Source organism: Streptomyces sp. NPDC006368 (assembly GCF_040612535.1).
Lineage (GTDB): Bacteria > Actinomycetota > Actinomycetes > Streptomycetales > Streptomycetaceae > Streptomyces.
In genome coordinates, this window is record NZ_JBEXQK010000009.1 from 170,553 (window position 1) to 182,089 (window position 11,537).

The 11,537-nt window shown below is 70.9% G+C and carries 8 protein-coding genes and 1 pseudogene; 3 read left to right on the forward strand and 6 right to left on the reverse strand.

Annotated features, from left to right (window positions below; all coding sequences use genetic code 11):
• Positions 1-13 precede the first annotated feature (13 nt).
• On the reverse strand, positions 14-691 hold the full coding sequence (locus tag ABZZ38_RS10635; protein ID WP_356737895.1) for a formylglycine-generating enzyme family protein: 678 nt from the start codon (positions 689-691) through the stop codon (positions 14-16).
• A gap of 454 nt (positions 692-1,145) precedes the next feature.
• Here ABZZ38_RS10635 and ABZZ38_RS10640 point away from each other — a divergent pair, with 454 nt between their 5' ends.
• A complete protein-coding gene (locus ABZZ38_RS10640; protein ID WP_356737897.1) occupies positions 1,146-1,919 on the forward strand; it encodes a hypothetical protein in 774 nt (257 codons plus the stop codon).
• Between the two features lie 144 nt (positions 1,920-2,063).
• Here ABZZ38_RS10640 and ABZZ38_RS10645 read toward each other — a convergent pair whose 3' ends face one another.
• Positions 2,064-3,038 (reverse strand): arabinan endo-1,5-alpha-L-arabinosidase, encoded by a 975-nt coding sequence (locus ABZZ38_RS10645; RefSeq protein WP_356737899.1) that lies wholly within the window; start codon positions 3,036-3,038, stop codon positions 2,064-2,066.
• 693 nt (positions 3,039-3,731) lie between these two features.
• On the opposite strand from ABZZ38_RS10645, the pseudogene ABZZ38_RS10650 reads away from it, so the two are divergent.
• Positions 3,732-4,716: pseudogene (locus tag ABZZ38_RS10650) on the forward strand (glycosylase); the annotation flags it as partial.
• Between the two features lie 112 nt (positions 4,717-4,828).
• Here ABZZ38_RS10650 and ABZZ38_RS10655 read toward each other — a convergent pair.
• From ABZZ38_RS10655 to ABZZ38_RS10665, 3 genes are all read right to left on the reverse strand, one after another.
• Positions 4,829-7,177 (reverse strand): hypothetical protein, encoded by a 2,349-nt coding sequence (locus ABZZ38_RS10655; RefSeq protein WP_356737901.1) that lies wholly within the window; start codon positions 7,175-7,177, stop codon positions 4,829-4,831.
• Between the two features lie 180 nt (positions 7,178-7,357).
• A complete protein-coding gene (locus ABZZ38_RS10660; protein WP_356737903.1) occupies positions 7,358-8,095 on the reverse strand; it encodes a DUF6333 family protein in 738 nt (245 codons plus the stop codon).
• A 133-nt stretch (positions 8,096-8,228) separates the two neighbouring features.
• Complete coding sequence (locus ABZZ38_RS10665) at positions 8,229-8,522, reverse strand: GNAT family N-acetyltransferase (protein ID WP_356737905.1); 294 nt, start codon at positions 8,520-8,522, stop codon at positions 8,229-8,231.
• Positions 8,523-8,843: 321 nt separating this feature from the next.
• Here ABZZ38_RS10665 and ABZZ38_RS10670 point away from each other — a divergent pair, with 321 nt between their 5' ends.
• Positions 8,844-10,265 carry an amidohydrolase family protein gene (locus tag ABZZ38_RS10670; protein ID WP_356737907.1) on the forward strand — a complete coding sequence of 474 codons (1,422 nt, stop codon included), beginning with the start codon at positions 8,844-8,846 and terminating at the stop codon, positions 10,263-10,265.
• Between the two features lie 105 nt (positions 10,266-10,370).
• Here ABZZ38_RS10670 and ABZZ38_RS10675 read toward each other — a convergent pair whose 3' ends face one another.
• Positions 10,371-10,814 (reverse strand): MarR family transcriptional regulator, encoded by a 444-nt coding sequence (locus tag ABZZ38_RS10675; protein ID WP_356737911.1) that lies wholly within the window; start codon positions 10,812-10,814, stop codon positions 10,371-10,373.
• Positions 10,815-11,537 lie beyond the last annotated feature (723 nt).

An 11,537-nucleotide genomic window follows, 5' to 3' on the forward strand; every position in this document is an offset into this window, starting at 1 on the left:
ACCTCCGCGGAGTTCACGCGGGCAGTACGGTCAGCGCGACGCGGAACCCCACGTCGTCGATCCGGAACGTCGGGTGGCTGCGGCGGCGTACCGAGGCCCGGCAGCTCCAGTGCTCGTCGGACCATCCACCGCCGCGGAGCACCCGGTAGGTGCCGTACACCTCGGGGTCGTAGACGTCCCAGCACCAGTCCCAGGTGTTGCCCAGCATGTCGTAGAGGCCCCACGCGTTGGGCCGCATGCCGCCCACGGCGTGGACCCGCCCGCCGGAGTTGCCGCGGTACCAGGCGACCTCGTCGAGCGGGCCGTACCGCGGACCGGTGGTACCGGCACGGCAGGCGTGCTCCCACTCCGCCTCGGTCGGCAGCCGGTACCCGTCCGCGGAGACGTCCCACTCCGCCGCCTCGTCACCGGGGCGGAGATGGTAGGCGGGTGTCAGCCCCTCGTGCCGGGACAAGGCGTTGCAGAAACGAACCGCATCCCACCAGGACACGCCCTCGACGGGGAACCGATCCCCTCGGGCGGTACTGGGCAGCTCCCCGGTGACCCGGGCGTACCACTCCTGCGTGACGGGAAACGCCGACATCCGGAATGACGCGACTTCCACAGACCAACTGCGCTGTGTGCGACGATCCGACAGCGTCACCTTCCCCGGCGGGATGAGGGCCATACCGTTTCCTGGCTCCGCGTCCATGACAGGACACCCCAGTGGTGTCCGCCCGGCGAAGATCGAGGCGGTGGCGTGCCTCACTTGCGTTGAGGGAGAAGTGGCTCGCTCTCTTCGGCCTCCACCGGTCCCCGGATCGCCGACCCTCCGTCCGTACGGCGGGGAGGGGTCGACGACGTCGGCCAGGTACCTCCGCGGTGCGATGCGCGTCCGAAGACCGCCCGGGGTGATGTGCAGGCAGGCGGCCAGTCCTCGGACGTTCCTGTTCCGGCAGACGGCGCCCCTCCCCGGGCATCAACCACGGACGGCTTGCGTTTCATCACGTCATCGGACGGATCGCGGTCCATATTCGGAGCACAAAGAAGGAGGAACGCACCCAGCCGTCCCCGAAGACGACGTCAGCGCGGCCGCCGAGTGTTGAATGTCCACCAAGGCGTCCCGCGTACGCACACCGCACGGCCCATGCGATGAGGAGGACTCCATGAACGCCGCCGAAGAGGGTCGGCAGCAACTGGATACGGTCAGTGTCATCAACGCGAGGAGGACGCTCCTCCACCTCCTCCACCGGGCGGGCGTCTTCTCCGGCGACGCGGAGGAACTGATCGGGCTCGTCGAGGCCGGCGCCCTCACCCTCGCGCACCAGGAGATCAGCGGCATCGGATTGAGCGCGCCAGGGGGTAAGGGCGAGCTCTACGAGTCCGGCTGGCTCGACGGCAGGCAGGCCGTCACCGACGAACTCGGCGAGCTCGCCGAACGAGCGCTGCGGCACGCCGTCACCTCCGACCCGTCGGTCCCCGGGCAGGATGGCCGCCCTCCCGTGGGGAGGACCCAGCTGGAGCGAGCGAGGGTGGCGGTCCTGCCTCTGTACCTGTCGTTCACCACCGCTTCCGACCTCGACCCGGAGGTCTCCGACCAGGTGCTCACCGCCGTCCTCGGCACGATGGACTCCCGGCAACGGGCCGGGTACGCGGGGCGACTGGCGCAGTTCACCTCGGTCAACCGCGCACGCCTGGAACGCCTGTACGCGGAGTACGGGCCCGGCAGCGCCATCGCCATCCACGGGCGCTACTCCCTCCTCCACTCCCCCACCAGCGTCGCCGTGCTGGAACGACTCACCACGGCGCCGTCGGCGTTGCGGGAGGAGTGGGACGCCGCCGAACTGCCGCCCGCGTGGCTGGAGGGCCTGACGACGGCCTGGGACTCACCGGTCCGGCCCGCGCACCACCCACCCGGGCCGGGCCGCGCGGGCGATTGACTTCGCCCTCACCGCCCCGCGGCACGGACCGTCCCGGCGCCCGAGGCGTAAGAGGCGCCAGGGAACCGGGCCGGGGTGTCGCCCCTACGGGAAGTGGCGCCCCGAGACCCCGAGACCCCGACGCCCCGACGCCCCGACGCTCGGTCAGTACGCGGTGGGCCAGCCACCGCTCCAGCTCAGCAGGTTGACGCCCAGCTTGGGCGTTCCGCCGTCGTTGCCGTCGTAGTAGTGGTAGACGAGCAGGTCACCGTCGGTGTCGGGCATGATGTCCTGCCCGCCGGGGCCGATCACGGAGCCCTGCGACGCCATGACCACCGTGCCGCCGTTGTTGTTCATGGCGACACCGTTGCGGTCGTAGTAGGGCCCGGTGGGGCTGGTGGCCCGGCCGACCTTGATCTTGTACGTGGAGGCGGTGCCGCTGCAGCAGGTGTCGTACGAGGCGAAGAGGTAGTAGTACCCGTTCCGCTTGACCACGGTCGGGCCCTCCACCGCCTTGGTCCCGCTGGGGCGCGAGGCGAGCGAGTGGCGGGTGGTGTCCCCCGAGTACTGCTTGCCGGTCCCCGGGTCGAGGCGGATCATCTTGATCCCGCTCCACCAGGAGCCGAACGCCAGCCACCACTTGCCGTCGCTGTCGACGAACAGGTCGGGGTCGATGGCGTTGTAGTCGCTGCTCGACGTGGACGAGTGGACGATGCCCTGGTCGCTCCAGCTCCCCGGCATCCCGGTCGAAGAGGTGGCCAGGCCGATGGCCGAGGTGTTGGAACCGAAGCGGGAGACGGCGTAGTACATCAGGTACCGGCCGCCGTGATAGGAGATGTCCGGTGCCCACGGATCGTTGTCGGGTGAGTAGCGCGACCACCAACTCGGCGGTGAGGACAGGGCGTTGCCGTTGCGGGTGAAGGCGATGCGGTCGGTGGAGGTGCGGGACTCCAGGTAGCCGTGGGTGGAATGGAGCAGGTACCGCCCGTCGGACGTGCGGAGCATGGTCGGGTCGTGGACGACGACGTCGCCGGTGACTCTGCCGGGGCCGGGGTAGGCGGACGCGCTCGTCGGCATCAGGGCCAGCATGACGGCGGCGGGTAGGGCGAGGAACGAAGATCTGCGCAGAGTGCGGCTCACGCGCTTCTCCTTCTGGTGGGGATTCGCACGGCACCACTGTTCGCTATGTCGAACGGTGCACGTGACTTCGGACGGAAGGTAGGAAGAAAGCGTTTGCGCGTCAATGCTTCGCGCAGAATTCCGTGACGGGAGTGGTGGGCGCGACGCGTACGCGGCGCCGGTCCGAAGTGCGGCTCCACCCCGGTCGACGGGCGCCTCACGGAGGGCGCGTGAGGGTACGGGCGGCGGCGGTGACGGTGGCGCTCGCACCTCGCGGGTCCGACCCCGACTCGCGTCGGCCCCGCCGGTCCGGGGTGAGCGAGCCGGACAACGCCTGCTCAGCCGGCGCTTTCCCATCTGCGCGCGGAGCCGCCGAGCAGGCCGGCCGGGCCTTCCGACGCCGGGAGGGTGTTGACGCGAATGGGGAGTTTATGACGCCGCCGCTCGACCGACGGGACTTCCTCCGTGGCGCCACGCTCGCTGCGGCAGCACCTCTGGTGCCGTCCCTGCCCGCGGGTCCGGCGACCGCGGCGTCCCGGACCGCCCTGCGCACTGCGCTCGGTACCGGAGCCGGTGACGGCGGAGTCGCGCTGCCGACTCCCCCCGCCTGGACGGTCAGGCCCTTCCCGCTCACGGACGTGGCCCTCGGCGGCAACGGCGTCTTCGCCGCCAAGCGCGATCTGCGCTGCGACCCGGTCGCGCTCGGCGTCCCCGCGGGCGCTCCACAACCAGATCCTCGGCTCCAAGCAGGACCGGCCGGACGCGGAGAAGCCGCTCGTCACCTACTTCGTCGGGCTGCGGCCGGGGCACGTGCGCGACTACACGCCCAAGGCGGGTACGACGTGCTGCGAGGGCACGGGATTGGAGAGCCACACCAAGTACCAGGACTCGGTGTAACTTCGTGCGGCCCGACGGCACCGCCCTGTACGTCAACCTCTACAGTCCGACCACCCTCACCTGGGCGGAGAAGGGCGTCACCGTCACCCAGACGACCGACTACCCGAGGGAACAGGGTTCCACGATCACCGTGCGGGGCCGCAGGGCCGCCACCTTCGACCTGCTGCTGAGGGTGCCCGCCTGGGAGCGGGCCGGCTTCCGGGTGACCGTCAACGGCAGGGCGGCGAAGGGAACCCCCGTCGCCGGCGGCTACTTCACCGTGTCCCGCACCTGGCGCGACGGGGACACCGTGCGCGTGAGCGTCCCCTTCCACCTGCGCGTGGAAAAGGCGCTGGACGACCCGGCCGTCCAGACCTTGTTCCACGGCCCGGTCAACCTCGTCGCCCGGGACGCCCGGACGGACCACCTCCGTCTCGCGCTCTACCGCAACGCCGCGCTCTCGGGCAACCTGCTGCCCAGCCTCACCCCCGTGGCCGGCAAGCCGCTGCATTACACCCTCGACGGTGTCGAGTTCGTGCCCTTCTTCGAGGGAACGGACGACCCGACCCACGCCTGCTTCCGGCGCGTCGAGCCACGGATCGTCTTCGGCACCACCGACTCCGGCGTCGCCAATCCGGTCCGGGCCGACGGCGCCACGCTCCTCGACGAGGTGTGGGCCGCCGCTCCCTTCACGACCAAGTCGGCCCTGGTGAGGCACGTGAGGTCCACGGTGAAGGCCTGGGTGACCGCGGGGCTGCTCGGGGCTGCCGACGGCCGGAAGGTGGTGAGCACGGCCGAGCGGGCTTCTTACGCGGCCGGGTGACGGTCGCGGCGTACGCCAGCGCCCCCGGCCGCGCCGGACCGGACACGGCCGTCCCCCGCACCCCGGATTCGGGTGCGGGGGACGGCGTGCGTACGAAGGGCGGTCGGACGGGTCAGTTGCCGGCGTCCCTGCGGCGCCGCATCCACCACGTCAGCGCGCCGCCCGCGACGGCGAGCGCCGCGGCCACAGCGGCGATCAGGCCGACGGGGGTGGTGTTGCCGGTGTCGGCGAGGTCACCGTCCGGGTCGTGCGCCGGCGGAGTCGTCGGGTCACCGCCGGGTGTGGACGGGCCGGGAGCCGGGGTCGACGGGGTGTCGGTCGGCTTCGCGTCGTCCGGGCCGGTCGGGGTCGGCGTCGGCTTCGGGTCCTCCGGGCTGGTGGGCTGGTCGGAGGTGCTCCCGCCGAGGTAGGCGGTCGTACTGTCCTGGTAGGTCACCTCGGCCTGGACGGATGTCCGGGTGGTCCTGTCCAAGCCGGGGTGCTCCGTGGTGAACCGGGTGCGGCTGATGTTCCGCTTCGGCGCCTTGGAGAAGTCGACCCCGCCCATGGACAGGATCCACACCTTGCCGTCGTAGACGCGCTCGAACTTGTAGTCGCCGTTCTTGAACGAGTGGACGTACTTGTCGTAGACGGTCTTCTTGTCCCAGTTCTTGTTCTCGCCCCTGAGCGGCCACCGCTTGACGTCGTTGCTGTTGATGATCTTGCGGAAGTCGGTCGGGGTGACCGCGTCCTGGCGGCGGATGTACTCGGCGGCCACCCGCGAGGAGTAGACGCGGCGCAGGTCGGCGTAGGACGCGTCGTCGTTGACGCGGCGCTCGAGCTCCGGCTGGATCATCGTCAGGATCAGCGTCTCGGCCTGCTTGGTCTGCGCCTCGGTGAGCTTGCAGGCGCTGGCCGGCACGTCGGGCCCGGTGGGGACCTCCATGTTGACCTTCAGCGGCGCATCCAGGATGTAGATGCCGCCGTCCTGTTCCCGGACCTTGGCGGGCTTCGGGGTGATCCACTGACGGATGACGGGCAGGCACGGCATGCCTTCCGGGGTGCGGGGGGCCGCGCGCCAGAAGCGTTCCCCGCGCTCGTACTTGTCGGGGTTCATCGCGTCCGCGTAGTCGTGCTTGAGGGTCAGGTCGGCCTCCAGCAGGATGCGCCCGGCGTCGGTCCTGGCGAACTCCTTGTCCATGATCACGTCGGGGCGGATCGGGTTGAGGTTGACCCAGAACTTGTCCGGGGTCAGGGCGAGCCAGGTGAAGAACGCGTCCGAGGCGAGCTGGAGTTTGGCGTCACCGCCGTGGCCGGGGTTCCGGTCCGGATTCTTGACGTAGTCGGCCTTCATCGAATAGTCGAGACCCTTGCCCTTGACCGGGGTGCCGACGTAGTTGATCTCCAGGGTGGAGAAGTCGATGCCGCCCGGCCCGCGGCCGAAGTAGCCGCCGCGGTTGTTCTGGTCGTACATCGCCTGGAGCCGGCGCGCTTCCTCGACCGTCTTCCCCGACCGCAGGGCCTGGTCGATGATCGGTCCCCGGCCGCCCTTGAGCGGGTCGGGGTTGAACCGCTTGTCATAGTTGGTGTAGACGTTCGGCTTCTGGGTGCGCTCGATCGCGTTCGACCGGCGTTCGTTGACCCCGGCCTGGGTGCGGTTGGTGCCCCGGTCCCGCTTGAGGTCGTCGTCGAACTGCTTGATCTTGTCCTTCGTCGAATCCTCGGTCTTGGCGCCGGTCAGGTACCGGAACGTCGACTTCGGGTTCTCCTTGGCGATCTGCCGGTCGGCCTTGAGCTGGTCGTTCTCGATCCTGCCGTTGGACTTCATCTCAACCTTGCGCTCGGTGCGCCGGTTGTGCGCGTCCACGACGCGGGTGCGCTTCTCGCCGGTCTCGGGGTCGGTGTACTCGATCGGGTCCTGGCACCACCAGTCGGGGCCGACCATGTTGTACTTCTTGACCATGCGGGCCTCGAACGCGTCGCCCCGGAGCGGGTTGCCGTGGGCACCGATGTAGCGCACGTCGAGGAAGCGCGTGAAGTCCTTGTAGCCCTTCGGGCTGTTGTACTGCTTGTTGTAGCGGGCGTAGATCTCCATGACCTTGTCCGCCGGGTTCTTCGTCTTGTTGTACGTGCGCTGCCACTTGCGGTAGTTCGTTCCCGCGGCCTGGCGCTGGGCGTCGGTCGGCGGCTGCACGCCGTCGTACGCCTTCGCGGGGTTGTCGTAGGTGTAGTTCTCGTCGTTCGGCCACGCGTCGTACGGAAGGTTGTCCGGCGGCCCGGAGTTGGGCGGGGTGGAGGGGAACTTCTTCCCGAGGAACTTCTCGTCGCACCGTACCGGCTTGACGTTGGGCGCCTTCGCGGCCTGGGCGTCGTCGAGGGCGGGCAGGCCGGTCAAGGTCACGGCCGCCGCGGCGGTGAGGGCGATCGCGAAGCGCGCCCACACCCGCCGGTGGCGGGCAGGTTCGTGTATCCGAATGCTCACTGGCTTCTCCCCCTGGGAACCCCGTTGTTGCTCAGGAGCGGTATGCGGCGCGGCGGGCTCCGAGGTCATCTGGTCTGGGTACGCCGACTGCCGCCCACCCTAGGGGGCGGGCCGGTTGTGGGTCCCGGGGTTTGGGCGGCATGTTCTCGCCAACTGGCGCGTGTTGTCGGATCGTTACGGTCAGAACTCGTCGACCCCGTCGACCTCGCCGATCCAGGTGTCCTCCAGGTCGCCGGTGGTCTCCTCGGTGTGCCGGACGCGGAACACGGACAGTGTGCGGCCGGTGCGGAGCAACGGGGTGACGCTCTGGAGGGCGAGCCGGGTGAGCCCTTCCCAGGGGAAGGCCCCGGGGTGGGCGCCGAGGTCGATGTCCTGCCGCTCCAGGGCATCGGGGCCGATGCCGAACGCGTCGATGACCTCCTGCGGGGTGCCGTCGAGGTCCCAGTCCTTCTCTCCGCTCCACCCGGCGGCGAACAGGCGTGCCCCGTCGGGGTGGTGGATCACGTGGGTGCCGTAGGTCAGGTGGTGGTCGATCGTCGCCGAGCCGATGATGACCGCCCCGGGGAAGCGCTCGGCCAGCTCCTCCGCCTGCTCGGCGAGGGGGAACGTTCCCCCGGTGAACACCAGGGCGGGATCGTTGATCTCGGTCACCGTCCCCCAGCATCCGACGCTGACCAGGTCGAGGTCCGCGCGGGTGGCGAAGGGGGGCCGCTCGGTCGCCTCGATCCGGCCGGCCTCCTCCACCACCGTGTCGACGGTGCCGAAAGCGGCGGCGAACTCCCGCGCCCGTGCCGGGTCATGGGCGGGCAGCACCTTCTCACCGGTGGGGAAGGGTCGCTCGATGAGGGTGAGCCTGAACTCCCCGTGGTACGCGATGTCCTGCTCCGGCGGGCAGTCCCAGAAGTCGTTGTCCGTCATCGGATTACCTCCGTGGATGTCAGAAAGGATCACGGCGCGAGCCGTGAGAATCCCCTCCCGTGGGGGTGGACGGTGTCAAGTACGCCACGCCGGCGGCGCGGGCGGGCCCTCGGTGATGAGCTTGCCGCCCCCGTCATCCGATGTGGCGACGGAAGCCCTGCGCGAGGGCCTGAAAGCCGCACGACTCGTAGAAGGTGTGGACGTACTCGTCGTCGGCTGCCGACAACTGCACCTTGTAGCACCCGGCCGACTCACCCGTCCGCACGGCCGCCCGCATCAGCCGGCGCCCGACACCCCGCCGCCGGGAGGAGCCGGCCACCACGGCGTTCTCCACGAAGAGGATGGCCCGGCCGCCGCGGGTGAGGTTGGGCAGGACCGGGCAGTCCGCGGTGCCGACCACGGCGCCGTCCGCCTCGGCCACCGGCACGGTTCGCCCTTGCCGAGCGGAGATGACCGCCCGTATCGCCTCGGCCGCGCCCTGAGGAAGTGGTGCGTCGTCGGGATTCAGCTCGCCGTAAAGGGCCGGCAGGGTGGCAGGTCGGCTCCGACTGCCGGTCGCACGGTGATCTCCACGCGCGAAGCCTATGAGCGGGGATCGCCGCGCTCGACGGGCTGCCCGCCGCCGCGTGCGGTCTCGCTTCGCCGCCCCGGCGGGATACCCGATCCCGAGTACATGGAAGTGGAATTCCGTTATCGCTGGCCGGAATTGCACCTTGCCCCCGGCTTCGGGGCGCGGGATACCACTTCCATGACGCAGTCTTCGAAGCCGAGCCGCCGAAGCGTCCTCGTCGGCCTGGGAAGCGCTCCCCTGATGATGGGCGCCTCCGCCTCCGCCGCCCCCTCCGGCCCCGGCCCGGAACTTCAGCGGGCCGGGAGACCGGGGCATGCCCCCACCACCCTGCTGCGCGGGGCGGAGCTGCTCCTCACCATGGACCCGGCCATCGGGGAGGGGACGCTGGGCACGCTGCACCGCGCCGACGTGCTGATGCGGCACGGGAAGATCGCCGCTGTGGGGCGGCGGCTGTCCGCGCCGCCCGGCACACGCGTGGTGGACGTGAGCGGCCGGATGGTGCTGCCCGGGTTCGTGGACATCCACAACCACCTGTGGCAGTCCAGCATTCGCGGCGGATGCGCCGGCCAGGACCTGTACGGCTGGCTGGGCTCCTGCAACAGCACGACCCTGAGCCGGATCGACGCCCAGGACATGTACCGCTTCGTCCGCCTCGCCGCCCTCGACGCGCTCCAGGCGGGCGTCACGACCGTCGTGGACTGGGTGCACCCCATCCCCTTCGGGACCAGCGAGCGTTACATCAGGGCCCTGGACGACTCCGGGCTGCGGTTCGTGTACGCCATGATGCAGCGGGCCTCGACCGCCGACCTCATCCACAGAGTGAAGCGGGAGCTGCTCGACCCGCTGCCCCTGGCGTCCGCCCAGGTGGCCGTCCACGCGGGCATGGCGGCCGTGGACGAGCTGCGCCGGCTCAGCGGAATCGCCCGTGACCTCGGGGTGATGCTCAACTCCCATGTCCTGGAGCACCACAGCGACCGCGGGGACGACCCGATCCGCTCGCTCCGGCAGGCCGGCGCCTTCGGACCGGACCTGCTGATGAACCACGCGATCCACCTGACCGATGACGAGATCGCGCTGGCCGCCGACCATGACGTCCGTGTGGCCCACTGCCCGCTGAGCAACATGCGGCTGGCCTCGGGCATCATCCGGCTCCCCGCGCTGCACGCACGCGGTGTGAAGGCCGGGCTCGGTCATGATGGTGGGACCAACGACACGTCGGACATGTTCAGCGTGATGAAGGCGGCCGTGGGTCTTCAGCGGGCGCTGCACCGGGACCCCGGGGTCCACCCCACGATCCCGGCCGTCCTGCGCATGGCGACCCTGGGCGGTGCCGAGTGCGTCGGCATGGCGGACCGGATCGGCTCCCTCACCCCCGGGAAGCGTGCGGACGTGGTGGTCCTCGACCCGGACACGCTCAATTTCGCGCCGCGCTTCGACTGGATCAGCCAGATCGTGCTCAACGGCCAGCCCACCAACGTCAGTCACGTCTTCGTGGACGGCCGGATGCGCAAGGCGCACGGCGCCCTGGTCGACGTCGACACGGACACGGTCGTCGCGGAGGCCGAGCTGGCGGCCTCCCACGTCCGGGACAGAACCTGAACGCGCCCAGGCGCGTCACCACTCGGGCCCACGGCACGCGGCGGCTTCCGATCCGCGCCGCCCGCCTGCGGCCGGCGTCGCGCCCGCGGCCGGCGGGGGCTGACGTCAGGGCGCTTCCACCAGGGGCGGTTCGCCCCAGGACGCGGTCAGCGCCTCACGTAGCGCGGTGGTCGCGGCGGTGCCGATGCGGTCGGCGAGGACAGCTTCGACGACGGCGATGGTGGCCAGGGCCCGCTGATGGGCGCGGGCGCCTTCGGGGGTGACGCGGACCAGGCTGCTGCGGGCGGAGGCGGGGTCGGGCACCTGTTCCAGCAGGCCCATGCCGATCAGGCTGTGGACGGCCTGGTGGGCGGTCTGCCGGGTGACGCCGATCCTGCGGGCGAGCTCGGAGATCGAGGTGCCCTCGTCGTCAAGGGTGGCGAATACGGCGGCCTGGGCGGCCGTCACCGGTCGCTCTCCCGCGGCCTGCATGCTGGTGAGCAGCGCGTCTTCGAACCAGCGCTTGGCCTGGACGAGGAGCTGGGGCAGGTTCGGTGCGGGCTTGCTCATGGCTCCTCGGAAAGCGCGGGGTTCCCGAGCATAGCCACCGCCCGGCGCCCGGTCACGGTCGGCGCCGGGGCCGCTGCCCGGTGCCGTTTCCGGCACCTGCCGGGTGGCGCCGGCTTCCACGGAGAAGCGCGCCGCCCGTCCCGTCTCACGCGCGGTGCGGCGCGGCGGTGGTCCGGCGGATCGGCAGCGCGGGCCACGGCAGGTGGACACCGGCGGGGCGCTCCCGGTCGCCGAACCGGGTCGAGGAGGCACCGGGCCGCGCGGCGGCCCACGTCGTGGCCGGCGTTGCCGACGGTGGTCGGCCAGACGTGGCGCAGCGGGGAGATGCCGTGCCGGAATCCACCCTGCGGACCGTTGGACCGTTGGACCGTTGGACCGTTGGACCGTTGGACCGCTCACCGACGTTGATCCCGACGCGGGTTGCCGACACTGTGCACCTGCGGGTTCTCGGTGACGGGTCTGAGTGCCGGCAGACGATCGTTCGCCGGCGCTTGAGCGCCGGAGGTGGGGTGCCGGGCAAACGCTCAGCTCGGGATGAGTGCGTCCCACTGATCCCGGGTCGGGCCGTCGTGCTTCGGCGAGAAGTCCGGCCGGTGCCCGGCCGGGTGCGCCTCGTCGCAGGAGGGCGCGCGCGACGGCGCCGGGACGCTCGCATGGCGTCCCCGCGGCGCGACCCCCGGGGGGGGTGGGGGGGGGGCCCCCCCCCGGGGGGGCGGGGACATC